This is a genomic window from Paraburkholderia sp. EG286A (genome assembly GCF_040965375.1).
In the GTDB taxonomy this organism is placed as follows: domain Bacteria; phylum Pseudomonadota; class Gammaproteobacteria; order Burkholderiales; family Burkholderiaceae; genus Paraburkholderia.
The window spans coordinates 252126-276081 of record NZ_JBFRCB010000007.1 but is presented as its reverse complement, the minus strand read 5'-3'; the positions used below and the strand labels follow the sequence as shown (position 1 = coordinate 276081).

24 protein-coding genes are annotated in these 23956 nt (G+C 65.9%); 10 read left to right on the top strand and 14 right to left on the bottom strand.

All coding sequences use genetic code 11. The annotated features are described in order from the left end of the window. Positions 1 to 59 precede the first annotated feature (59 nt). The 4 genes from AB4Y35_RS31165 (at position 60) to AB4Y35_RS31150 (ending at position 3359) form a co-directional block, all read left to right on the top strand. Positions 60 to 959, top strand: coding sequence for a sugar ABC transporter permease (locus AB4Y35_RS31165; protein WP_324159802.1), 900 nt, complete (start codon positions 60 to 62; stop codon positions 957 to 959). A 21-nt stretch (positions 960 to 980) separates the two neighbouring features. Beyond that, a complete protein-coding gene (locus AB4Y35_RS31160) occupies positions 981 to 1832 on the top strand; it encodes a carbohydrate ABC transporter permease (protein ID WP_324159796.1) in 852 nt (283 codons plus the stop codon). A gap of 95 nt (positions 1833 to 1927) precedes the next feature. Beyond that, positions 1928 to 2431 carry a pyridoxamine 5'-phosphate oxidase family protein gene (locus tag AB4Y35_RS31155; RefSeq protein WP_368707433.1) on the top strand — a complete coding sequence of 168 codons (504 nt, stop codon included), beginning with the start codon at positions 1928 to 1930 and terminating at the stop codon, positions 2429 to 2431. Between the two features lie 124 nt (positions 2432 to 2555). Continuing rightward, positions 2556 to 3359 (top strand): FRG domain-containing protein, encoded by an 804-nt coding sequence (locus tag AB4Y35_RS31150; protein WP_368691130.1) that lies wholly within the window; start codon positions 2556 to 2558, stop codon positions 3357 to 3359. Between the two features lie 27 nt (positions 3360 to 3386). On the opposite strand, the gene AB4Y35_RS31145 is transcribed toward AB4Y35_RS31150, so the two are convergent. Both AB4Y35_RS31145 and AB4Y35_RS31140 read right to left on the bottom strand, forming a co-directional pair. After that, positions 3387 to 3683, bottom strand: coding sequence for a YciI family protein (locus AB4Y35_RS31145; RefSeq protein ID WP_368707432.1), 297 nt, complete (start codon positions 3681 to 3683; stop codon positions 3387 to 3389). A gap of 34 nt (positions 3684 to 3717) precedes the next feature. Continuing rightward, on the bottom strand, positions 3718 to 4305 hold the full coding sequence (locus AB4Y35_RS31140) for an NUDIX domain-containing protein (RefSeq protein ID WP_368707431.1): 588 nt from the start codon (positions 4303 to 4305) through the stop codon (positions 3718 to 3720). 103 nt (positions 4306 to 4408) lie between these two features. Between AB4Y35_RS31140 and AB4Y35_RS31135 the strand changes: the two genes are divergently transcribed. Beyond that, positions 4409 to 5164: a DeoR/GlpR family DNA-binding transcription regulator gene (locus AB4Y35_RS31135; protein WP_368707430.1), complete on the top strand. Its 756-nt coding sequence runs from the start codon at positions 4409 to 4411 to the stop codon at positions 5162 to 5164. Positions 5165 to 5185: 21 nt separating this feature from the next. Here the strand turns inward: AB4Y35_RS31135 and AB4Y35_RS31130 are convergent, their stop codons facing one another. After that, the gene (locus AB4Y35_RS31130) at positions 5186 to 6322 is read right to left on the bottom strand and encodes a peptidyl-alpha-hydroxyglycine alpha-amidating lyase family protein (protein ID WP_368707429.1); all 1137 of its coding nucleotides are present in this window, start codon (positions 6320 to 6322) and stop codon (positions 5186 to 5188) included. Between the two features lie 220 nt (positions 6323 to 6542). Here AB4Y35_RS31130 and AB4Y35_RS31125 point away from each other — a divergent pair, with 220 nt between their 5' ends. From AB4Y35_RS31125 to AB4Y35_RS31115, 3 genes are all read left to right on the top strand, one after another. Continuing rightward, positions 6543 to 7571, top strand: a complete 1029-nt coding sequence (locus AB4Y35_RS31125) for a helix-turn-helix domain-containing protein (RefSeq protein ID WP_368707428.1) — start codon at positions 6543 to 6545, stop codon at positions 7569 to 7571. Positions 7572 to 7731: 160 nt separating this feature from the next. Continuing rightward, entirely contained in the window at positions 7732 to 8031 is a 300-nt protein-coding gene (locus AB4Y35_RS31120; RefSeq protein WP_368707427.1) for a hypothetical protein, read from the top strand. A gap of 181 nt (positions 8032 to 8212) precedes the next feature. Then, complete coding sequence (locus AB4Y35_RS31115) at positions 8213 to 9760, top strand: hypothetical protein (RefSeq protein ID WP_368707426.1); 1548 nt, start codon at positions 8213 to 8215, stop codon at positions 9758 to 9760. Between the two features lie 71 nt (positions 9761 to 9831). On the opposite strand, the gene AB4Y35_RS31110 is transcribed toward AB4Y35_RS31115, so the two are convergent. The 4 genes from AB4Y35_RS31110 to AB4Y35_RS31095 all read right to left on the bottom strand — a co-directional run bounded on the left by AB4Y35_RS31110 (position 9832) and on the right by AB4Y35_RS31095 (position 15082). Beyond that, on the bottom strand, positions 9832 to 11379 hold the full coding sequence (locus AB4Y35_RS31110) for a methyl-accepting chemotaxis protein (RefSeq protein ID WP_368707425.1): 1548 nt from the start codon (positions 11377 to 11379) through the stop codon (positions 9832 to 9834). A gap of 175 nt (positions 11380 to 11554) precedes the next feature. Further along, positions 11555 to 12811 carry a citrate synthase gene (locus tag AB4Y35_RS31105; RefSeq protein WP_368707424.1) on the bottom strand — a complete coding sequence of 419 codons (1257 nt, stop codon included), beginning with the start codon at positions 12809 to 12811 and terminating at the stop codon, positions 11555 to 11557. Between the two features lie 105 nt (positions 12812 to 12916). Beyond that, complete coding sequence (locus tag AB4Y35_RS31100; protein ID WP_368707423.1) at positions 12917 to 14245, bottom strand: MFS transporter; 1329 nt, start codon at positions 14243 to 14245, stop codon at positions 12917 to 12919. Between the two features lie 78 nt (positions 14246 to 14323). After that, positions 14324 to 15082: an SDR family oxidoreductase gene (locus AB4Y35_RS31095; protein ID WP_368707422.1), complete on the bottom strand. Its 759-nt coding sequence runs from the start codon at positions 15080 to 15082 to the stop codon at positions 14324 to 14326. Between the two features lie 286 nt (positions 15083 to 15368). On the opposite strand from AB4Y35_RS31095, the gene AB4Y35_RS31090 reads away from it, so the two are divergent. After that, a complete protein-coding gene (locus AB4Y35_RS31090) occupies positions 15369 to 16331 on the top strand; it encodes a 2-hydroxyacid dehydrogenase (protein WP_368707421.1) in 963 nt (320 codons plus the stop codon). Between the two features lie 30 nt (positions 16332 to 16361). Here AB4Y35_RS31090 and AB4Y35_RS31085 read toward each other — a convergent pair whose 3' ends face one another. After that, positions 16362 to 16631, bottom strand: coding sequence for a hypothetical protein (locus AB4Y35_RS31085; protein WP_368707420.1), 270 nt, complete (start codon positions 16629 to 16631; stop codon positions 16362 to 16364). Between the two features lie 333 nt (positions 16632 to 16964). After that, positions 16965 to 17816 carry an intradiol ring-cleavage dioxygenase gene (locus AB4Y35_RS31080; protein WP_368707419.1) on the bottom strand — a complete coding sequence of 284 codons (852 nt, stop codon included), beginning with the start codon at positions 17814 to 17816 and terminating at the stop codon, positions 16965 to 16967. Positions 17817 to 18003: 187 nt separating this feature from the next. Here AB4Y35_RS31080 and AB4Y35_RS31075 point away from each other — a divergent pair, with 187 nt between their 5' ends. Further along, complete coding sequence (locus AB4Y35_RS31075) at positions 18004 to 19128, top strand: Rieske 2Fe-2S domain-containing protein (protein ID WP_368707418.1); 1125 nt, start codon at positions 18004 to 18006, stop codon at positions 19126 to 19128. Positions 19129 to 19207: 79 nt separating this feature from the next. On the opposite strand, the gene AB4Y35_RS31070 is transcribed toward AB4Y35_RS31075, so the two are convergent. From AB4Y35_RS31070 to AB4Y35_RS31050, 5 genes are all read right to left on the bottom strand, one after another. Continuing rightward, positions 19208 to 19666, bottom strand: a complete 459-nt coding sequence (locus AB4Y35_RS31070) for a PRC-barrel domain-containing protein (protein ID WP_368691118.1) — start codon at positions 19664 to 19666, stop codon at positions 19208 to 19210. Between the two features lie 242 nt (positions 19667 to 19908). Beyond that, entirely contained in the window at positions 19909 to 20847 is a 939-nt protein-coding gene (gene motB / locus AB4Y35_RS31065; RefSeq protein ID WP_368707417.1) for a flagellar motor protein MotB, read from the bottom strand. A 10-nt stretch (positions 20848 to 20857) separates the two neighbouring features. Beyond that, complete coding sequence (motA, locus tag AB4Y35_RS31060; protein ID WP_368707416.1) at positions 20858 to 21727, bottom strand: flagellar motor stator protein MotA; 870 nt, start codon at positions 21725 to 21727, stop codon at positions 20858 to 20860. A gap of 43 nt (positions 21728 to 21770) precedes the next feature. Next, on the bottom strand, positions 21771 to 23723 hold the full coding sequence (locus tag AB4Y35_RS31055; RefSeq protein ID WP_368707415.1) for a putative bifunctional diguanylate cyclase/phosphodiesterase: 1953 nt from the start codon (positions 23721 to 23723) through the stop codon (positions 21771 to 21773). Between the two features lie 20 nt (positions 23724 to 23743). After that, positions 23744 to 23956 carry a hypothetical protein gene (locus tag AB4Y35_RS31050; protein WP_368707414.1) on the bottom strand — a complete coding sequence of 71 codons (213 nt, stop codon included), beginning with the start codon at positions 23954 to 23956 and terminating at the stop codon, positions 23744 to 23746.

Genomic DNA, 23956 nt, shown 5'->3' with positions numbered 1-23956 from the left:
CTCACACCGTTGCGCATCGCGTGGACGGCGCCGCGCCGGCAGATGGCGAGAACGGCGGCGTGCCGCACGCAAGCGGGCGGGGTATTCAGCCGCGCCGCCGCGCGTCGCCCACCGCGCGGCGCCAGCGCCGCGCCGCGTGCCTCTTTCTCGCGCCCGCGGTCATCATGTTCGCGGTCTACGTGATCTGGCCGATTCTCTCCACGCTGCGTCTCTCGCTCTACAACTGGGACGGCATGACCGAAGCGAGTTTCGTGGGTTTCGCGAACTACGTCGAGCTGTTCCACTCGCCCACGTTCTACACGGCGCTCAAGAACAACGTGATCTGGCTGGTGCTGTTCCTGCTCGCGCCGCCGATGGGCCTCGCGATCGCGCTGTACCTCAACCAGGCCGTGGGCGGCATCCGCATCGTCAAGTCGCTGTTCTTCGCGCCGTTCGTGCTTTCGGGCGTGGTGGTAGGCCTCATCTACTCGTGGTTCTACGACCCCACGTTCGGTCTGCTCGCGCTCATGCTGGGCCGCGGCATTCCGGTGCTCGGCGACCCGAACTACGCCACGCCGGGCATCATCTTCGCGGCGCTCTGGCCGCAAACGGCGTACTGCATGATCCTCTATCTCACGGGCCTCACCACGCTCAACAGCGAGCAGATCGAGGCCGCGCGCATGGAAGGCGCGAAGGGTTGGACCATGCTCTGGCACGTGATCCTGCCGCAGCTGCGGCCCGTCACGTTCATGGCCGTGGTCGTCACGGTCATCGGCGCGCTGCGCAGCTTCGACCTCATCTCCGTGATGACGGGCGGCGGGCCGTTCGAAAGCTCGACCGTGCTCGCGTACTACATGTACGACCAGGCGATCAAATACTACCGGCTCGGTTATTCGGCCGCGATTGCCGTCGTGCTGTTCGCGATCATGCTGCTCTATATCGTCTATCACCTGCGCCGCCTGCTGCGCAGCGAGCACTGAATCCGCTACGAGGAGCCCCCCATGTTTCCGATTCCGGTCGACAAATGGAAGCCCGCGTCGCGCCGCCTGTACAAGCTCTCGCTGCCGGTGGCGCTCGTCATCTGGCTGCTGCCGCTGATTGCCGTGCTGGTCACCTCGGTGCGCTCCACCGAAGAACTGAGCGAAGGCAACTACTGGGGCTGGCCGAGGCACTTCGCGATGATCGAGAACTATCGCGACGCGCTCACGACCTCGCCGATGCTCCACTACTTCTGGAACAGCGTGCAGATCACGCTGCCCGCCGTGGCCGGGGCGATCGCGCTGGCAGCGCTGGCGGGCTATGCGCTGGCCATCTACCGCTTTCCGGGCAATGCGGCGCTGTTCGCGACCTTCGTTGCGGGCAACTTCGTGCCGATCCAGGTGCTGATGATTCCGGTGCGCGACCTCACGCTCAGGCTGGGGCTCTACAACACCGTTGGCGGCCTGATCCTGTTCCATCTGTCGTTTCAGACCGGCTTTTGCGCGCTGTTCCTGCGCAACTTCATCAAGCAACTGCCGTTCGAACTCGTGGAGGCCGCGCGCATCGAGGGCGCGAACGAATGGACCGTTTTCGTGCGCATCGTGCTGCCGCTCATTCGCCCGGCGCTCGCCGCGCTCGCCATTCTCGTGTTCACGTTCGTCTGGAACGACTACTTCTGGGCGCTGTGCCTGACCCAGGGCGACGACGCCGCGCCGATCACGGTGGGCGTTGCGGCCCTCAAGGGACAGTGGACGACGGCATGGAACCTCGTTTCCGCAGGCTCGGTCCTGGCTGCCTTGCCTTCGGTGATGATGTTCTTTGCGATGCAGAAGCATTTCGTGGCGGGGCTCACGTTCGGCGCGACCAAGGGCTGAACGGTTGCTGAAAGGCGGGGCGATTTGACTTCGGCGCGGCGCTACGGTCCAATTTCAGACGACCCGACGCAAGTCACGCCCGCAAGGAACGCTCCATGCAGCAAAACGAACCGGCCCCGCGGCCGACGCAGCCCGCATCGCCCACGCAACTGCCCGCCGCGCTCGTGCGCGAATTCGACGGCGAGCACCTCGAAGCGCGTCTTGCCGATGCGGTTCGCCTTTCGACCGTCAGCGAGGACGGCTGGCCGCACGGCGCGCAACTGAGCGCGGGAGAGATCCTGGCCGTGGACGCGACCACGCTGCTCATCGCGCTCTGGCCGCAATCCAGCACCACCGCCAACCTCATGCGCGACGGCCGCCTCACGCTCTCGCTCGTGCATGACGGCGCGCTGCTGGAGATTCGCGCACGCTCACACGCCGTGGCCCAGCGGCAAACGGCGCTCGGACTGAGCGTATTTCGCGTGGAAATCGAATCTGTCACCGGGCATCGCGCGAAGTATGCCGAGGTGCTGAGCGGCGTGACGTTCCGGCTCTACGAGCCCGAACAGGTGCTTTCGCGCTGGCGCGAGCAGATCGCGATGCTGCGCACATTCGCCTGAGTTTGCACGCCGTGCATGGCGAAACCTTCGTGATGTTGTCATTGTCGATGTGCTAGCGTGTCCAGCGGGGCGCGCGTTTCGCGCGACCCGGCGCAACGCAACGACAAACGCTACCGGAACCACGATGCAGACCACGGTACTCACAGACTGGCAGCAATTCATGGCGCTGACCACGCAGCTCGACGGCTGGGCGTTTCGCGGCCAGCAGAACGCGCAGTGGCACCTCGAAAGCTCGCTTACGCGCTATATGCGCGACTACGTGGGCGACCGGCTGCAATGGCGCCAGCGCGAGGAGCGCGCCATTCGTGTGTTTCGCCGCAAGGCGCACAACTTTCTCGCGCATCCGGACCTGCTCAAGGACGACCTGCGCTGTCTCGCGCTCATGCAGCACCACGGCGCGCCCACGCGGCTGCTCGATTTCACCAAGAGCCCGTTCGTCGCGGCCTTCTTCGCGCTCGAGCGCGCAACCGGCGACTCGGCCGTCTACGCGCTGAACACGCCTGCGCTCTGGAACAGCCGCGCGCTGCCCAAGGCCAATCCCACCCTCACGCGCGACGTGATCGACCCGCGCGCGCACGACAACTTCGAGCGCTACTTCTTTAGCAACACGAACGAAATTCTCTGGTCGGGCGAGCCCACTGAGATGGACGACCGGCTCGTCGCGCAGTCGGGCACGTTCGTCGTGCCGGGCGTGATCGACAAGCCGTTGCAGGCCATTCTGGAAGGCTACGAGAGCCACGAGGAACTGCTGCACAAGATCGTGCTGCCCGAACGCATCCGCATGGACGCGATGAAGTGGCTCTACCGCATGAACATCACGAATGCGTCGCTGTTTCCGGGGCTCGACGGGCTTGCGCGATCCATTGCGGTGGAACTGGAGATCGTGTGGTCGGGCATGATCGTGCCGGTTGCGGGCTCGGCGAACTGAACCGGCGCTAGCCCGCCGCGCCAACAATCAAGGCGTTTCGGGCCGCGGCAGATTGAGGCCGGGCGCGACGCGCGTGGCCTTGAATTCCGTCACTTCGTAGTTGGCGACGCCTTGCTGCGCGAAGGGATCGGCAGCGAGCAACGCGTCGAGCCGCTCGCGCGGCATATGCGAGGCGATGATCACGCCGCCGTCGCGCGGCATTTTCGGTCCTGCGGCAATGAAATTGCCGGCTTCGAACTGAGCGTCGAGGTACGCGCGATGCGCGGGCAGGGCGTCGTCGATGCGTTCGAGCGAAGCGGTATAGAACAGCGAAACGATGTACATGGGCGGTCGATAAAAAACGAGCGAGGCGCCTATGTTAGCGCGCGAGACCGCGCAACGCCGCGTGTTGTAACAGCATGATCGTCTTGCCGTCGACGATCTCGCCGCGCTCGATCATCCTCAGCGCCTCGACAAGCGGCACCTCGACCACTTCCAGATCCTCGCCTTCCTCCTCGACGCCGCCGCCTGCGCCGGGCCGCTCGGCGGGGTCGTATTCGCCCAGGTAGAAATACAGCTTCTCGGTCACGGAGCCCGGGCTCATGTACGCCTCGAACACCTTGCGCAGGTTGCGCACGCGGTAGCCCGTTTCTTCCTCGACTTCGGCGCGAATACGCTCGTCGGGCGCGGCGTCGTCGAGCAGGCCGCCCGGGGCCTCGATCATCATGCCGTCGTGTCCGTTGACGAACGTCGGCATGCGAAATTGCCGCGTGAGCACGACGTTGCCGCTGCGCGGGTCGTGCAGCAGGATGGTCGCGCCGTTGCCGCGATCGTAGGTTTCGCGGCTCTGGCGCTGCCACGTGCCGTTGCTGCGCAGGAAGTCGAAGGTCACCTTGCGGAGCACATACCAGTCGTCGGACAGCACGGTGGTTTCGATCATTCGCACGCGGTCTTTCGTTGCAGTCATCTCGTTCCCCTTGGTCAGCATTCGCCATTCATGGTATCGTGCAGTTTCGTGCAAAATCAAGAAAATTCGTGCAAACCCGCGTAACCCGGTTCATGCCATTCACATGCTCACCGATCAACGAAAGAAAGCGATACTCGCGGCGCTCAAGCGCGACGGCCAGGTGCTCGCCGGCGAACTGAGCGCGCAATTCGGCGTTTCCGAGGACACCGTGCGGCGCGACCTGCGCGAGCTGGCGGCCGAAGGCCTGTTGCAGCGCGTGCACGGCGGCGCGCTGCCGGCTTCGCCGGCGGTGGCGCCGATTGCCGAGCGGCGCGGCATGGAGGTGGCGGCCAAGCGGCGCATCGCGCAAAAGGCCGCGGACATGATCGCGCCGGGGCAGGTGGCGATCGTCGACGGCGGCACGACCTCGGCGCTGCTGGTCGAGTGCCTGCCGCGCGACCTGCAGGCGACCATCGTCACGCATAGCCCCGGCGTCGCGGTGGCGCTCGCGGAGCATCCCGCCATCGAGATCGTGCTGATCGGCGGGAAGCTCTACAAGCATTCGGTGGTCACCGTGGGCGCGGCGGCCGTGGAGGCGATCGCGCATATCCACGCGGACCTGTACTTCATGGGCGTGACGGGTGTGCACGTACACGCCGGGCTCAGCACCGGCGATTTCGAGGAATCCTACGTAAAGCGCGCACTGGCCGCGCGCGCGGCCGAAACGGTCGTCCTCGCGTCGGCCGCGAAGCTCAACGCTGCCTCGCCGTACTGCATCGGTCCGATCGGCATGGCGCAGACCATCGTCGTCGAGCGTTCGACGGATGCGAAGCTGATCGAGCCGATCGAGGCGGCCGGCGTGACGGTGGTGCGCGCGTGAGTGCGTGAGCGCGCCGTCACGCTAGGCGTGCAGCACCAGCTTCTGCACGCGCCAGTTCAGCAGTTCGGCGACGAACAGCACGTTTTTCGCGGGACACGCCATTTCGTGGATCCAGCCGAACTGCTTCAACTGCTTGCCCGATTCGCCCAATACGCCGAGCAACTCGCCGTCGAGGCTCAACTTGTAGATGCGGCCCGGGTAAGCGTCGGAGCTGTACAGCACCTGATCGGGCCCGGGCGAGATGCAGATCGCCCATGGCGAGCCCGGTGCGAGCGTGCCTGCGGCGATCGTCGCTTCGTCCGGCACGTTGCCGATGGCGGGCCGCGCACCGGGCGGCACGGGAACGTCGATCGTGAACTGCCGCAGGAACTTGCCATCCGTGTCGAAGACCTGAATCCGGCGATTGCTTCGGTCTGCGACATAAATGCGGTCCTGCGCGTCGACCGCAATGCTGTGCGGCGTATGGAACTGTCCGGGCCCGGTGCCGCGATCGCCCCATGACTTGAGCCAGTTGCCGTCCTTGTCGACCTTCGCCACGCGCGAGTTGATATAGCCGTCGCTGATGTAGGTGTTGCCGGCGGCGTCCCAGGCGACGTCGGTGACCTGTCGAAAGCGTCCGGGCTCGGCCGGCAAGGGCGGGTTCGGATGCTTGAGCGGCGCCGTCTCTTCGTCGGCCGCTTCCTGCTTGCGGCCGAACACCATCGCCACGCGGCCATCCGGCGTGAACTTGATCACCATGTCCGAGCCCTTGTCCGTCACCCAGATGTTGTCCTGGCGGTCTATCTTCACGGTGTGGGCAAACGACCACGCGTAGAGGTTATGGCCGATCTCCCTGACAAACTGTCCATTAGCCGAAAATTCGAGCAATTGCGCGGCGGCGGCGCCATAAGCCGGCCCGGTGGTATTGCCGCGCGAGAGCACGAAAATATGCCCATGCGAATTCACTGCGACGCCGGAGCATTCGCCGAAATACATGTCCACCGGCAGTCGCACCGGGTTGGCAATGGAATCGTAAGCGATGGACGGAACCGTTTGGGTCTGGCCGAAAGCCGGCGCGGCGGCGAGGGCGGCGGTTGCCGCGAGGAACTGGCGACGCGTGAACGCACCCTGTAACAGGCCGCCGCAGCATGGACAGCCGATCGAATGAAGCGGGCTCATCGAACCTTCCTCCTCTTCGTCGAAGACGGCGGCGAACGTTGTGCATTGCAACCCTTCCGGCGCATCGCATGGCCGCTCGTCCTGCGCGTAGCAAGGCGCGTTCCCCCTACTCGTTATTCCTGGCCGCGCACCCCCTAAAGAATTTGCGCGCGCAACCGATAGCGCAGTAGTCGAGTGGAGGATACCCATCCCGTAGTCATTTCGCATACCAAGGTGGCCCATGAGCCCAACGCCCAATTCCCTGCCTCATTCCGCGTTCGATACCGGCGTCTTGCCGCGCGACCAGCAGTTTTCCGCGTGGCGCGAGGCGGTGAGCGTCATCTTCGACACGCAGACCGCCGAATCGCGCGACGCGGGATTCGGCACCAGCGTGAGCGGCTACCTGTTCGGCGACGTGGTGCTGGGTTCGATACACACGGGCGCGCAGCGCTACGACCGCTCGAACGCGAAGATCGGGCGCGACGGCCACGACCAATATGTTCTGCAGTTCTATCTAGGCGGCCATTGCCGGGCGCGCGACGGCGGCCCGGAAGCGTGTACGCAGCCGGGCGACATGTTCATCGTGGACGCGGCCCAACCGCTCGCGACCGAAACCACGCAAAGCGATTTTCTCAATCTGGCGGTGCCGCGGCGCTTGCTCGCCCCGTTGCTGACGGCGCCCGACCAGCAGAGCATGCGGGTGATCCGCGGCACCGATCCCACGGTTGCGCTGCTGCGCGAGCATCTGGGCGCGCTCTACCGGCATGCTCCGCAGATGACGCTCACCCACGCCCAGGCCGTCATGCCCGCGACGCTTCAGCTCGCGGCCAGCGCGCTCAACGCGAGCGTGAGCCCGGAACACGTGCCGGCCGTTCAGCAATGCGCATTCGTATCGATCTGCCGCTATGTGGAGAAGCGCCTGACCGATCCGCAACTGAACGCGGAATCCGTTGCGCACGCCTTCGGCATCTCGCGCGCCACGTTGTACCGCCTGTTCGAGCAGGAGGGCGGTTTCGCGACCTATGTGCGCGAGCGCCGCTTGCGGCGCTGCCGCGAGATGCTCGCCGATCCGGCGCGACGCACGATGACGATTGCCGACATCGCAGCCGCACACGGCTTCACCGACGCCGCGAACTTCACACGCGCGTTTCGCCGCTCGATTGGCCTCTCGCCGCGGGCGGTGCGGATGCTGGCGCTCAATGGCGATACCGAACTGGCGAAGGAGTCCGGGGTGGACGACTGGCGTTACTGGATGGCCTTGATGCGTTGAGCATGAAACACGCGGATCGTGCAAGCCGCGTGTGAGACAAAACAACAAGTATTTGAGACATAGCGACAGATTTGGCCCCAGGCAGTGCCGATTCATTGCCGCGTCATGCGCCGCCTGCAAAGATGCAGGCGCCTGCGAGATCCAGGCAAACGGGGGAAACATGAAAAAGGCCCACAAAAAGCCGCGTCAAGGCGGCCTGTACTACTACGAAGCGGCGTATTCGCTCGAACTCGCGCGCGGCGCGTCGCATATTTCCAGCATGCTTTCGGCGGCGACGCAGGAAGGCGCCGTGCACGAAGTGATGCACGAATTCATCGCGACGCACGGCAGGGCCGAGCTGGACGTGTTTTGCTGGCTGCTGGCCGAGCGGCTGGAAAAGCGCGGCTGCGCTGCCGCTGCCATGCAAGCCCGGGGCTTCGACGTGTCCCGCCGGATGCCTGAACTGGCCTGCGCAAGCTGAGCCGCACACGGCTCGACCTACGCACGTGCCCGTATGGGCAGGTGAAAGCTCAACCTAAAGATTTCGTAATGCATGACGATAGAGCGATAGAGTAGTTGGCCGCGCCGGCATGCTGGCGCGCGGCGCCTGTTTGCGAACGGTCCGGCGAAGCGCCGGGCGAACCACAAGAACGCATCGAGCCATGACCACGCTATCGTCCCTGAATGCCGCCACGACCGTTGCGCTCACGCCGCTCGTGAGCAGCGTGAATCCCACCGCCGAGGCCGACACCGACGTGCCTAGTCTCGCGGCGCTCTCGCCCTCGACCATCGTCACGATTCCTTCGGCAAGCGGCCTTGCCGTGCTTCAAACCTATACGCCCGACGGCACGCTCGCCGGCACCGCGCCGGTGTTGAACTGGGCGGGCGACAACAGCGATATCGTGTCGCTCAGGATGGCGGGCAACTACGCCCAGCAGACGATGGCGGGCCATTTCGCCGGACTGGGCAGTGCGCTGCTCGATCGCTTCAAGACCACGGGCAGCGACTATGCGCAGTCGGTCAGCGTGTCGTCCGCAAGCGGCCTGGCGCCCGTGGGACAAGGATCGAATGGCGCAATGGGCCAGATCGGCCTGACGATTCGAACGAAGAGCGGCGTGACGGTCGAAATCGAACTGGGCAGCGAAGACGGCGGCCTCTCGGTGAGCATCAAGAGCAGCGGCACGCTGAGCGAAAGCGAACGCAGCGCGCTGGCGAAACTGTCGGACGGCTTCCAGCAGGCCATCGACGGACTGAGCGCCGTGCCGCCCCAACTCGATTTAAGCGGCCTCGCGCAGTTCGACACGTCGGCGCTCGCTTCGGTGAAGTTTCAGTACAGCGTGACGGGCAATGGCAACGAGAATATTTCGGCGAGCTACGCGCAGGACAACTCGGCGCGCAGCCTGAGCGTCACGAGCGCCGCCGGCACGATGGACCTCGAGGTCGACACGAGTCATTCCGCGCTGTGGGGAACGGGCGCGCAGCGCGCGGCATCGATTGCGAGCTATCTGCAGCAGTTCGACCACGCGAATGCGCGCGGACACGGCAATGCCGCGCTGATGTCGATGTTCGAAGACGGCTTCACGCAAGTGAACGAGGACTATGGCACGCCTTCGGGCGAGACGTTGCCGGGCGCCGCGTACTCGCCGACGCTGCAGCAGTCGGATCAGGCCATGCTTACGGGTCTCGCCGACTTCAGTGCGTCGATCACGGACACGAGCACCTCGCCCAATCCGATGCGCCCCGGCGAAGTCGATTCATTCTCGTATCAGGTTGCGCAGAGCACGCAACTCGAAGGCACGGCGCGCGAGGGCAGGATCTCGCAGACCCAGCAAGCGCATTTGAGCGCGAGCTACCATCAGGCATTGCAGGGTGGGGGCGCGCCTGTGCTCACGTCGTCGAGAGATTCGCAGAACTACGATTACGTGCGGATCGACGATAGCGCCGAGAGCACGGTACAGATGGCGACGGCGCGCGGCGTGCTGTCGAATGCCACGCTGAGTCAGTCGTCGGCGCAGGATACGCGTGATTCGAAGTACGAACGAGGTTTGCTCGTCTCCGACGTGAACACGCCGGAAAATACCTCGCGCTCGACGGACCTGCTTTCGATGCTCGAACCGCTGATCGACAAAGGCGACGCCACGCGCGACACCGCCGCATGGCAGCAGGCGCTCGCAAAGATCCACGCGATGATCTTGTTGAACAACGCGTAGCATCGAGAGGCGGCCGGTTCTCACCGGCAGCGCCTCGATCGCTTCTGGTACCGCTAGCGCCTGTCCTGCGCTCAGTGCGCGAGCCTGAACGCCCCAACGGCGTCGCGCAGCGAGTCGGCCTGCTCGCTGAGCGCCATGGCAGCCGCGGCCGCCTCTTCCACGAGCGCGGCGTTCTGCTGCGAGACCTGGTCCATCTGCGAGACCGCGAGATTGACCTGCTCGATGCCGTCGCGCTGCTCCTCGGATGCGTTCGCGATCTCGTGCATGATGGTCGTCACGCGGCCAATCGACTCGCCGATCTCGTTCATCGTCTCGCCGGCCGAGCGCACATACTCCGAGCCCGACGAAACGTGCTCGACCGATTCGGCGATCAGCGTCTTGATCTCTTTGGCGGCCGCCGCCGAACGCTGCGCAAGCGAACGCACCTCGCTTGCGACCACGGCGAAGCCGCGGCCCTGTTCGCCCGCGCGCGCGGCTTCCACCGCCGCATTGAGCGCGAGGATATTGGTCTGGAACGCGATGCCTTCGATGATGCCGGTGATATCGGCGATCTTCTGCGAGCTGCCGTCGATGCGCTCCATCGTCTGCACCGCGTTGCTCACCACTTGCGAGCCGCGATCGGCGACCTCTTGCGCGCTGTTGGCGAGCGTCTGCGCGGTGCGCGCGTTTTCGGCGTTCTGCTTGACCGTGGCGGTGAGCTGCTCCATGCTCGCGGCCGTTTCCTGCAGCGAGGCCGCCTGTTCTTCGGTGCGCTGCGACAGGTCGTCATTGCCGGCGGCGATCTGGCGCGTCGCCGTGGAAATGGACTCGGAGCTGTGGCTGACCTTGCGCACCGTGTGGGAGAGCGCGTCCTGCATGGCCTTGAGGCTCGCCACGAGGCGGCCCATTTCGTCGCTGGAACGCGTTTCGAGGTTGGCGGTCAGGTCGCCGTCCGCAATGCGCTGGAGCGCGCCCTGCACGTTCTCGAGCGGGGCGGCGATGGCGCGGTGCAATCCCGCGGCGCACACGCCCGCCACCGCGAGGCCGAGCACGATCAGCGCGATGCTGCCGGCGCGCAGCCACGAATAGCGGTCCTGCGCGCGGTCGAACGCCTGCTCGCCGTGCGCCTTCTGCCATGCCTCGAGCGCGGTCGAGGCCTTGGTGAGCGCCACCGAGAGCGGCGGAATCTGCTTCATCGCAATGTCATCCTGAGCCTGGCGGTCGCCTTGCTTGATCGCGGCCATGAGCGGCTGGATGCCTTGTTCCAGCATGCCGGTGAGGGCGGCCTGAACGCCGTCGGCGAGCGCCTGTTCTTCGGGCGCGTGCGGCAGCGAGCGGTAGACCTCCCAGGCCTTGTTCGAAGTGGCGAGATAGTTCTGCGCCTTGTCGAGCAGCGGCTGCACGTCGGGTGCGTCGGGGTGCAGGAGGATGCGGTCGAGCGTCGTGCGCGCGATGGTCAGATTCAGGTTCGTCTTGCCGATGTTGATGGCGGCGGCCAGCTGGTTCGAGTAGGCATAGCCGAGCGCCGTATTGGTGCGCGACATGCCCGCAAGGCCGGAAACGCCGGCTGCCACGATCAGCAAGGCCAGCACTCCGACCGCGATGCGCAGACGGACAGAGATAGAGAGTCGTGCAAACACGAAGTGGGCTCCAGAACGCAAGGGGCTACGTAGCAGAAAAACGGTCGTGCTTCGCGCGTGAGACGGCAAAGCACTGAACATGTTTACGGCGCTGGGCGAGGGAACTGAAGGTCGGTGCGGGAACCGTTGCGCAATGGTGGATTTCCCCAGTCAAGCGGGAAAAATTGCGCGCGCCTCAGCGCGCCACGGACTTGAAGAGGCGGTTCTTGTCGAGTGTCGCCGCGTCGGGCGTTTTGGCGTTGTCTTCCGCGCCTGCGGGGGCGCCGGCGTCTTCGAGCGCCGGGCCGGTGTAGCGGCCACGCGGGCGGATCACCTTGCCCACCCTGAGCTGCTCGATGCAATGCGCGAGCAGCCCCACGCAGCGCGCCGTGGCGAACAGCGCAAACGAGGCATCGCGCGGCAGCTTCAGTTGCGCGGCGAGGGTGGCGAGCGCGACGTCGATATTGGGCTTGAGGCCCGTGAGCGCCACGACCCTCTCGATGAACGAGGCGAGTTCCGCAGGCGGGTCCAGCACTTCGAGCAGGGCGTCCGCGCGCGGGTCGCCGTCGGGATAGAGATGGTGCCCGAAGCCGGGGATGGGAATGGCCGACTGCAAATGATGGGCGACGACAGGCTCCGCGCCGAGCCGGCCCACGTCGTCGAACACCGCGCGCACGCGGCCCGAGGCGTCGCCGTGCAAGGGGCCTGAGAGCGTGGCGAGGCCCGTGAGCAGGCAGCCCGGCAACGAGGCGCCCGTGGACGCCGTGATGCGCGCGGCGAACGCGGAACTGGTGATCTCGTGATCGGCCACGAGCACCATGGCGCGGCGGATCAGCTCCGCGCCCTCGCGGCCCTGGCCCCAGCCCAGCGCGAGGCGCGCGTGAACCGGCGGCGGGGCGGAGGTCGCCGACGGCTCGCCACGCGCGCCGAACGCATGGGCGATGACCGCCACGAGCCGGCCCGCCTCGACGTGCAAGGCCGTGTCGGTGCGCCCAAGCGTGGAGTGGCCGCGCGCCGCGATGGCCGCAAGCGAGGTGAATGCGCATTCGCGGCCGGGCTCGTCGCCGTGCAGGCGCACGTCGGCGGCTTCGAACGTCACGTCCGCGCGTGCGTTCCAGAGCAGGGTGGCGACGTCTTCGAGCGTGGCCGTCTGCGCCATGGCGATGCTGTCGCGTCCCCGGTAATACGGGCGGCCCTTGGAAAAGGTGGTGATGCTGCTGTAGATGCATGGCTCCGCGCCGAAGATCGTGCCCGCGGCGAGCGCCTCACGCTTGCGGCCCACCTGTTTCTTGCGGCACAGGCTGGCGACGTCTTCGGCGCGGTAGAGGCTCTTGCGCGGGTCGTGCGGATCGGGCATGACCGCGATATTGCCGCGGCTTGCGTAGGCATAGACGGTCTGCGCCTGCACGCCGAGTTGTCGGGCGGCTTCAGTCAAGGTGATCCAGTTCGGCATGGCAGACGGGGTAGTGCGGATATCCAGCGGCAATATTGAAGGCTTTTCAACGAAATGTCATCCCGGCGAGCGCGCGCACGAAGCAGGCGCGCCCGCGTGCGAGTGTCAGAGTTCGATGCGCGAGAGCTTGCCGAGCAGCAGGGAATACGAGAGCGTGCCAAGCAGACAGATTGCACCCATGAGATTGAGCGCCCAGTAGAAGTGCCCGGTGTGCTGCGTGATATAGCCGATCATGAGCGGCGTGGTGACGCCCGCGATATTGGCGGCAAGACTCGTGATACTGCTCGTGAGGCCGACATACTGACGCGGCGCGATTTCGGAAACGGCGGCCCACGACATCGAGCCGATGCCCTGCGCGAAGAAGGCCACGGTGAGAATGGCGATCACGACTTCGTTCGACTCGACGAAATTCACGAGCACGATCGAGGCGCCGAGCATCGTGCCGATGATGAGCGGGGCCTTGCGCGCCGCCGAGATCGACACGCCGCGCCGGATAAAGAAGTCCGAGAGAAAGCCCGCCGAGAGAATACCGATCGTCGCGCCGATGAAGGGCATGGCCTGGAAAATGCCCACCTTGATCATCGACATGTGACGCGCTTCGATCAGGTAGGTCATGAACCACGTCGTGAAGAACACGAGCAGCGTGTTGTTGCAGAACTTGCCGAGGCAGATGGCGAGAATCTGGCGGTAGCTGAGCAGCCTGAGCGCCATGCGCCAGTCGAACTTCTCGCGCGGCTTGCGCGCCGCAGGCGTTGCGCCCTCGTTGATGTATTGCAGCTCCGCGGCATTGACCGAGCCATGCTTGTGCGGATCGCGATACATGCGATACCAGACCATGCTGAAGAGAATGCCGAAGCCGCCCGTCACGAAAAACACGGTGCGCCAGCCATAGGCCGAGGAAATCCACAGCAGCAAGCCGGTGAAGAGGGGGGTGCCGATGTATTGCCCCATCACGTACACGCTCGTTGCGAAGCCGCGTTCCTGCACGGGAAACCACAGCGTGACCGCACGCGTGTTCGAGGGGAAGGCCGGCGCTTCGAGCGCGCCCATGGTGAGCCGCGAACCGAGCAGCATGTGATAGCCGCTCGCGAGGCCTTGCGTGAGCGTGGCGATCGACCAGCCGACGAGCGAGAGCGCATAGGCCACGCGCGAGCCGAGCACGTCGGTGAGAATGCCGCCCGGCAGGAGCGCGATCGAATAAGCGAGGCCGAACGCCGCGAACAGCTCGCCCATCTGCATCTTGTTGAGCGCGAGGTCTTTCGAGAGCCCTGGCGCGACGATGCCCAATGCCGAGCGATCGACGAAGTTGAGCACGGTCGCCACGAGCAGCATCGAGAGCACGAAATACCGGACCCTCGTGCGCCTGGCACTTTCGGCGCTTAGCGCATAAGCCTGGCTTTGCGCGGGCAACGCTTGTTCCTCTACGACTTTCATCGGTGTCTCCAATATCAGTTCTGACGCCTGCTTTTTTTATGTTGGGCGTTCAATCCGGGTGCAGCGTCGTGCTACCGGCTATCCGCGGCCGACAAACGGCATGGCGCTCGCCATGATGGTCATGTTGAGCACGTTGGCTTCGAGCGGCAAGCTCGCCATGTGCACGACCGCGTTCGCGACGTGTGTCACGTCCATGCGGGCTTCGGGCGCGAGGCGGCCGTCGGCCTGCAGCACGCCCTTGTTCATGCGCTCGGTGAGCGGCGTGGCCGCATTGCCGATGTCGATCTGGCTGCACGTGATGTTGTACGCGCGGCCGTCCAGTGCGATCGATCTGGTGATGCCCGTCACGGCGTGCTTCGTGGCCGAGTAGGCGATGGTGTGCGGCCGTGGCGAATGCGCAGAGATCGAGCCGTTGTTGATGATGCGTCCGCCTTGCGGCGACTGCGCTTTCATGAGCCGGTACGCGGCGCGCGCGCACAGAAACACGCCAGTGAGATTGGTCGCGACCACATCGTTCCAGAAGTCCACTTCGTAGTCTTCCAGCGGCACGGCGCCTGCATTACGCCCCGCGTTGTTGAACAGCACGTCGAGGCGGCCGAAGGTCTGCGCGATCTGGGCGAACGCGTGTTCGACCGATGCCGCATCGGCTACGTCCGCGCAAAACGCCTGCGCTTGTCCACCCGCGTTGCCGATGAGTTCCTTCGTCTCCAGCAGCGGCTCGATGCGGCGGCCGATCAGCGCAACCGCGAATCCGGCATGGGCGAGCGCCACGGCGGTGGCGCGGCCGATGCCGGAGCCTGCGCCCGTTACGGCGGCGAACTTCTTCGATGCAGTCATTGCGCGTCCTCTTCCCGATTCCATTGCACACGGGAAAAGAATTGCATTCGCGCAAGGCACGCAGCAATCTTGATTCGTTGAATCAACATCCGGGGCCTTGATAACTGGGCGCCGGATCAGGGTTTTCCTGATGCGAAGGGAAGCGCGGAGCGGCGTGTGAATATGCGCCGAAGCGAATACAGGGCCACAGCGTTCGCCAGCACTTGATTCACCGAATCAACATTGACCGGCCGGCAGACGCTTTCGTAGTCTCTCGACGTCTGTCCATACCCAAAGGGAAAACACCATGCCGGAAAATCAACGCGTGAAGCTTCTGATTGCGCGAAAAGTGCCCGCCGCGGTGGCGCAACGCGCCGTGGCCGAGTTCCATGCCTTCGTGACCGACGCCGATATGGACGCGTGGTCCGTGGTCGACTTCTGCAAGCAGCACGCGGTGCCGGCGGTGCTCATCGGCAAGAAGTCGGGCTTGCAGGCGGAGCACATCGCGGCGCTGCCCGATTCCGTGAAGATCATCGCCAATGCGAGCGCGGGCGTCGATCACCTGGACGTGGCCGCTGCGCGCGAACGCGGCATCGTCGTCACGAACGCGCCCGACGCGTTGACCGAATGCACCGCCGACTTCTCCATGCTGCTCGTGCTGGCGGCCTGCCGGCGTGCATCGGAGTACGAACGGATCATGCGCAACGGCTGGGGCAAGTCGTTCGGCATGACCGACATGCTCGGCACGCGCGTGCACGGCAAGACGCTGGGTATCGTGGGGTTCGGCCGCATCGGCCGGGCGGTGGCGAGGCGGGCGCTCGGATTCGGCATGCGCGTCATCTACACCGACATCAACCGCGCGGCGCCTGCCGTGGAGAACGGCGCGACGTACTACGCGAGCTTCGACGACATGCTGCCGCATTGCGAAGTGCTGACGCTGCACGTGCCGGGCGGCGGCGCGCCCCTGATGACGAAAAAGGAATTTGGACTGTTGCCGAAGGGCGCGGTGTTCATCAACGCCGCACGCGGCGGTCTCGTGGATGAAGATGCCCTTTACGAGGCCTTGACCTCGGGGCATCTGTTCGGCGCGGCCCTCGACGTGTATCGCAACGAGCCCAATGTCGACCCGCGCTTCGCCAGACTCGACAACGTCTTTCTCTCGCCGCACATGGCGAGCGCCACGGTGGAGACGCGCGACCAGATGGGCTTTACAGCGCTCGATAACGTGGCCGCCGTGCTGGACGGACGGCCCGCGTCGAATCGGGTTTGAGGCAGGGGCGCGCGGCTCGCGCGGTACGCTTTAGCTGCGCCCCGAATGCCTGAGGCGCTTGAGTACGAGCACGCAGAGGGCAGGCAGATGCACGACGCCCAGGCCACACGCGATCACTGCCCACGGCGGCGCGATCGTGCCGGACATCATCGCGCCGACCACGCCGAAGCACAGGCCAGCCAGCAACAGCGTGGCGTGGGCGATGAGGCGCTTCGGGCCGCGCTCGGTGAAGCGCGGAATGTTCGCGTGGACATACACGACGATCAGCAGGGCGGCGGTGGCAACGGCGGGGAACAGCATATTCGAATCCTCGATTCCAGCAGTGATGACGGTAAAGTCTTCGACTGTAGTGGAGGATTGCCGTTGCGTCGATGGCTAGAGGGTTGCGGAAGGGATTAGCACCACACCACGCTGTCGTATGCGACCGTACGGCGATACACGTTCTTGCCGCGCCAGCTGGAAAACTCCATATACGCGCATTCCAGCACCAGAATCCAGTTCGTGACCCGCATCGCCGCCCCCAAAGGTGTTCCCGGTTGTTCGTTCGACTACGAGACCAGTCTATGACCCGGGAGCGGCGGACAATGCGGCGAGCAAGGCGCGATATCGCGTCCAGTTCGCCGCATTGCTGGATCAGGCGGGCGCGGCGAGCGGCATGAGCACGAAATCGAACGTGGAGCGCCAGGGCGTGGCGCTGTCGGCCGCCCGCTCGTACGGCGCGACGAGCGACGCTTTCACGCCGAACACAGCGTCCGACTGCAGGTAGGGATCGTCGCCCACGAAGGTATGCGTGACCACCTTCTGGAAGCCCGGTGCGGTGATGAGGAAATGCATGTGCGCGGGCCGGTACGGGTGGCGGCCGAGGTTTGCGAGCATCTTGCCGACCGGGCCGTCGTGCGGGATCGGGTACGAGACCGGCTTGATGCCGACGAAGCGATAGGCGCCGTCCGCGCCGGTCGTGAAGATGCCGCGGTTGTTCCACCTGGGCTGCACGCCGGGCTGCTGCACGTCGTAGTAGCCGTCGGCGTTGTCGGACCACACGTCGATGCGCGCGCCCTCCACCGGGCGGCCTTCGAGATCGAGCACGCGGCCTTCGAACAGGCAGCGCTCGCCTTTGCCGTCGGCGGTGATGCACGCGCCCATCTCGCGCTCGGGCGCGCCGGCCACATGGAACGGGCCGAACACGGTGTTTTCGGTGGCGGCGCTGGGGCGGCGGTTGTTGATGGCGTCCACGAGCATGGAAAACCCTAGCGTGTCCGAGAGCAGGATGAACTCCTGTCGCTCGGCGCTGCAGAGCTGGCCGGCCGTAGTGAGGAAGTCGATGGCGGTTTCCCATTCCGGCTGGGTGAGCTGCACTTCTTTCGCGAATGCGTGCAGATGGTGCACGAGCGCGCTCATCACTTCGCGCAGACGCTCGTCGGCGTCTTCGCCGATACGCGCATTGACGGCCTCGGCGGAGGCGGCTTCGCTGAAGAACTGGGTCATGGTTCGGGGTTACCTGTAGGGTTGCCAGGCGGGTTGCCAGTCGTTACCTGGTGTTGCCTCGTGTTCTCTGATCGCAGTGACATCGACGTCGTGCTGTAACAGCGCGTATTGTGCGCCTGTCGCCATCGGGAACCAAAATCTGGTCCAATGAGCCGATTCGATCAGCCGTTCCGCCTTCCCATCCGTCATGCTGAAAAACCTCTGGTACGTCGTGGCCGCCGCCGCGGACCTGCGCGAGCAGTTGCTGCCGGTCACGCTGCTCGGCCACCGTTTCGTCGCGTTTCGCGACGCTCAGGGCCGCGCGCAACTGCTCTCCGATATCTGCGTGCATCGCGGCGCCTCGCTCGCGGCCGGGCGCCGCGTGAACGGCGAGGTGCAGTGCCCGTACCATGGCTGGCGCTATGGCGGTGACGGCGTTTGCACCCATATCCCCGCGCAGCCGCAGACGCGCATTCCGGCGCGGGCGCGCGTGGACGGCTACCCCGTAGTGGAGCGGCACGGCTGGATCTGGGCGTTCGTGGGCGACCTGCCCGAAGCCCAGCGGCCGCCGCTGCCCGATCTCGGCTGGGCCGACGATCCGGGGGTGCGAGTCGTGCACGGTACGTACGCGTGGGAGGCGAACTGGGAGCGCGTGATCGAGAACGGACTGGATTTCGCGCATGCGCCGTTCGTGCACGGGAGTTCGTTCGGCGCGCCCGATCGCCCCGAAATCGACGCGGTCAACGTAGACGCCGACGCCTGGAGCGGCCACGCGCGGCTCGTGATGCGGCGGCCCGTGCGCAAGGGCTGGCTGCGCCGCGCGCCCACGGGCGACCATGTCGACGTGGTCACGCAAACGGGCTTTCACCTGAGCGGCCCGTGCGCGACGCTCGAACTCACGCTGGCCAACGGCTGGCGCATCCATATCGCGTCGGCGCACGTGCCGGTGGACGCGGGGCGCACGCAGACGTTCTGGATGATGGGCCGCGGTTTCCTGCGCAATCCGCTGTTCGATGGGCGCTTTCGCGCGCGCAATCTGCGCATTTTCGCCGAAGACCACGCCGTGCTGCGGCGCATCCGGCCGGTTCGCGTGCCGGAGAGTTGGCAGAACGAGGTGTCGGTGAAGTCGGATGCCTTGCAGATCGCGTTCAGGCAGCGCGTGCGGGCGCTAGCGGAGCGCGGCTGGAGCGTGCCGGAGGCGGCGCAGGCGAGCCGCGTGGCTACGGTGATTGCCTGCCCGATGCGGCGCACGGTGAACACGTGGGCGCTGGAGGCGGCCGAGGCCCCCGAGGCGCCGCCGATCGCCGCGAACGCCGCGACCACGCCGCGCTGAACACGGGCGTGCCCTGGATGCGATGCGCGGCTCCGAACGCCCGTTTGCCCGCTCGGAGCCGTGCGCCGGGCTACTACGCTCAGTGGCGCGGCGTCACCGGCTCGACCGCTGCCCAGTACGGCTCGGCGCCGTAATACGCGTGCAGCGTGCTGCCCCAGCTCGCGTCGGCCATGGCGGGCCAGCTGTCCCGGTCGAAGCCCGGCGCTTCCTTCACGCGCTCGGACGACACGTTGAGCAGGAAGCACTTGCGGCTCGTGTCGAGCATGAGCGCGCTCCAGGGAATGGCGAGCAGCTTGTCGCCGATGCCGAGAAAGCCGCCGCTCGACATCACCACGTAGGCCACGCGGCCGCTCTGCACGTCGAGCATGATTTCCTTGATCTTGCCGACTTCCTGGCCGTCCGAACTCAGCACGCGGTCGCTGTCGAGCGTGCTGGCGGCCATCACATCGGGGCCCGGCCCCGCCGCGCTCACGCGGCCCTTGCCGACGATGCGCACGCCATTGCCGGTCGGCATGGGCGGAGGAATGAAGGTGGGCATGCTGGTCTCCAGTCAGGAAGGGAACAACGTTGAGTCCGGCCAGACTCCCGACGATTCCCGTGTCAGGCGGCAGGCGATGCCGCGGCGGTTCTGGCCGCCTGCTGTCGATACAGCAAACGGCGTACCGCGTCGCGCCCTCGATTCGATGCGCCGGCGCGAGGCGCATCGGGGGCGTTTCTGCCTGTCTGGAGACCGCTTTGGAGACCTCTATGGAGACCCATTCTGGGTGCGCCTTCGATGCCTTATGAAGCCGGCGTGGCCGCCTTTTGCGGGGTGTCGACGTCGTAGCGCTTCGCCTGCTCGAAGAACGCGCGCTCGGCCGCCTTGTTCATCACCAGAATGCTGATGCGCCGGTTCAGCGGGCTGTCCGCCGTGTCGTGATCGAGCGGCAGGACGTCGGCGAGGCCGCGCACCTGGAGCAGTTTCTCCTCGCTCAGGTGGCCCGCCACCAGCGCGCGGCGCGCGGCGTTGGCGCGCTCGCTCGACAGCTCCCAGTTCGAGTAGCCGGCGAGGCCGCCCGAGTAGGGCACCGAGTCGGTATGCCCCGCGATCGATACGCCGCTGTCCACGTCGTTCAGCGCGCTGCCGATCTGCACGAGGATCTCGTACGCGTAGTCCTCGAGCTTCGCGCTGCCGGTCGCGAACATGGGGCGCTTGAGCGAATCGACCAGCTCGATGCGCAGGCCTTCGTCGGTGATCGACATGCGGATCTGGTCGCGGTACGCGCGCAACTCCGGCTTGCGTTCGATGAGCGCCGAGAGCTTTTCCTTGAGCTGCGAGAGGCGCGACTTGTCGACCGCCTCCACCGGCACGGCATGCGAGAGCGTGGGCTGCGCGTTCGAGCCGCCCACGGCCGGCGTCCTGCTCGACAGGTCACGGCCGCCGCCTTGCACCACGCTCGGGTTGGGGTTCGCAGCGTCGGGCTTGCTGCCGAGCATGGCCGAAAGCGGTGTGTTGAAATACTTCTCGATGCCGTCGCGGTCGTACTGCGACGTCGAGCCGAGCAGCCACATCAAGAGGAAAAACGCCATCATCGCGGTCACGAAGTCGGCATAGGCGATCTTCCATGCGCCGCCATGGTGACCCTCGTGGCCGCCTTTCTTCACGCGGCGCACCACGAGCGTGGTCTTGCTGCCCTCGGTGTCGCGCGCGGCGCGCGAGCCTGGAGTACGTTCGGCCATCTCGGGACTCCTAAGCGGCCTTCGGCGTCTTCGTGGCGCGCACCGCTTCGTCGAGCTCCTGGAAGCTCGGGCGGTCGGCGGTGAACAGCACCTTGCGGCCGAATTCCACGGCCACGGGCGGCGCATAGCCGGCGAGCGACGCGAGCAGCACGGCCTTCACGCACTGGAACGGCTTGCTGGCGGCGCGGCCCTTGGCGTTGAGCAGGTCGGCGATCGGACCGACGAAGCCATAGGCGAGCAGAATGCCGAGGAACGTGCCCACGAGCGCACCCGCGATCATCTCGCCGAGCACGGCGGGCGGCTTGCCGACCGAGCCCATGGTGTGCACCACGCCCATCACGGCGGCCACGATGCCGAAGGCGGGCAGGCCGTCGGCCATCTTCTGGATGGCGTTGGGTGCAATCGACACCTCGGAGTGGTGCGTGTCGAGTTCTTCGTCCATGAGGTCCTGCATTTCCATGGGGTTCACGTTGCCGCTCGACATCATGCGCAGATAGTCGACGATGAAGTCGAGCAGATGATGGTCGTCGAGCACGCGTGCGTATTTCTGGAAAATCGGGCTGTTATCGGGTGCTTCGATGTCGGCCTCGAGCGCCATCATGCCTTCCTTGCGCGCCTTTTGCAGCAGTTCGTAGAGGAGGGCGATCAGCTCCAGGTATTGCGCCTTCGTGTAGCCGCCGCCCTTGAAGCAGGTGGGCAGCGCCTTGAGCGTCTTGCCGAGCGTCGCGGTGGGGTTGCTCACCACGAACGCGCCCAGCGCCGCGCCGAAAATGCACAGGAGTTCGAACGGTTGAACGAGCGCGGGCAGGTGTCCCCCAACGCCCACGAAGCTCCCGATCACCGATCCGAGCACGACGATCCAGCCAATTGCTACAAACATGATGTCTACCTTTTCTTTCTCAAAGTCCTACGGGTCAATCTGGTCAGGCCGGCTCGACGAGACGCTTGAGCCGCGCCTCGTTCGCCGCACGATCCACGTTCAGCAAGGCGTCGATTTCGCGCGCCGCCATCGCCTTGCCGAAGAAATAGCCTTGCGCGTAGTCGCAGCCCTTCGCCGCCAGCGTGCGCGCGAGTTCCGCGGTCTCCACACCCTCGGCCACCGTGCTCATGCCCAGGTTCGAGGAGAGCGCGATGATCGCATCGACGATCTTGGCGCTCTCGTTGCACGAGGTCATCGAGAGCACGAAGGAGCGGTCGATTTTCAGCTTGTCCACCTTCAGCTCGCGCAGGTGCTGCAGGCTCGAATAGCCGGTGCCGAAGTCGTCGAGCGACATGCGCAGCCCCGCGTTGCGGAAGTCCGCGAGCACGGTGCGCGCCGCGTCGAAGTCGTACATCAGCGCCGATTCGGTGATCTCGATTTCCATGCGCTCGGGCGGCATGCCCTCGTCGGCGAGGATCCTGAGCAGCAGCGCCGCGAGTTGCGTGTCCTTGAACTGCGCCGGCGAGAGATTGAGCGCGAGGTGGTAGCGCGAGGGCCAGCACAGTGCGTCGCGGCACGCGCGCCGCAATATCGAGGCGGTGAACGCGGGCGAAATCCCCATCTGCTCGATGAGCGGCACGAACACCTCGGGCGAGATCCAGCCGCGCTGCTCGTGGTACCAGCGCGCGAGAATCTCGAAGCCGGTGGTCTGCCCGTCGGCGAGGCGCACGAGCGGCTGGTAGAAAGGCCGGATCTCGCCGCCCGCGAGCGCGCGGCGCAGGTCCGATTCGAGCGAGGCCTGCAGGCGCAGTTCGTCGTCCATCTTCTGCTCGAAGAAGCGGTACGTGCCCTTGCCTTCGCACTTGGCGCGATACATGGCGATATCGGCGGCGCGCAGCAGCGCGTCCGGGTCGCCGCCGTCGCGCGGGCAGCATGCAATGCCGATGCTCGCGTCCACGTTGATGCGCAGCTTGCCGATGTCGATGGGCGCGCGCGTGGCGGCGAGCAGGCGCTGCGCCAGCTCGCTCGCGGCCTCGATGTGGTCGTCGCGATGCACGCGGGCGAGCACGGCGAACTCGTCGCCACCCAGGCGCGCGACCGTGTCGCCGTCGCGCACTACGCGGCGCAGACGCGCGGCGATCTCGCACAACACCGTGTCGCCCGCGGCGTGGCCGTGAAAGTCATTCACGGGCTTGAAGCGGTCGAGGTCGATCACGAACACGAGGTAGTCGGGCGCGCGGGGCTGCGTGCGCTCCAGCGCAGCGCTCATCTCTGCTGCGAGCAGACGCCGGTTCGGCAGGCCCGTGAGCGGATCGTGGCGCGCCAGCGCCTGGGCGTGGGCCTCGGCGGCGCGCGTGGCTTCGTGGGCGAGATGCAGCTCTCGGGACTTTTCGCACAACGTATCGAAGGCATGCGCCATCGCGCCGATCTCGTCGGTGCGATTCATGTCGGGCAATGCGCGCATGTCTTCGCCGTGCGCGAGGCGCACGAGCGAATCGGTCAAGGTATGCAGCGGACGCAGCAGCGTGCGCTCGAGGTAGTGCAGCAGCACGAGGCCAAAGGCGAGCGTGGCGAGCGCGATGGCAAAGGCGGCTTCGAGCGTGTGATGCACGCGCAGGATGCCGCGCTGGACCTGGTTGTGCAGCCGCTCGACAGCGAGCTCGCGCGGCGCGGCGGAGACGGCTTGCCTCGGTGGCGCTTTGGATTCCTGCGCGGCGCTTTCGTCGTGCCAGCTCGTATCCACGCGTTCGAAGGCGTGGCCAAACGCGATCAGCTGGCTTGCCAGCAGCGTGGTTTGCGTGGCGAACAACGCAAAGAACAGGCCGATGAAAAACTTCGTGCGTGCGCGGATCGAGGCGCGCAACGTTGCGCGCGCACGTACTAGCCAGGGAAGCGCCGCCGTGGGATTCAAGGCAGCGGCGGGATCGGGCATGGCCGCCACGGTTTCCTGTCTCATGTCTCGATGTCCGTGTGGCGTTAGATTCTGCGTGTGCGCACCTGCGCCGCGAGGCGGCGCACGGCGTAGTGGCGCGACGTGCCGGCAGGCGCATGAGCGCTGCGCGACGGCGCACGGCGCGCACGGGGTGCCGCGCTCATGCGCGCGCTGGCGCCGCAGCCGGCGGCAATACGCGCCGCGGTGGCGATGCGGGTGGTCGATTTCAGTCGCAGGGTTTGCGCGGGGGTTCTCAT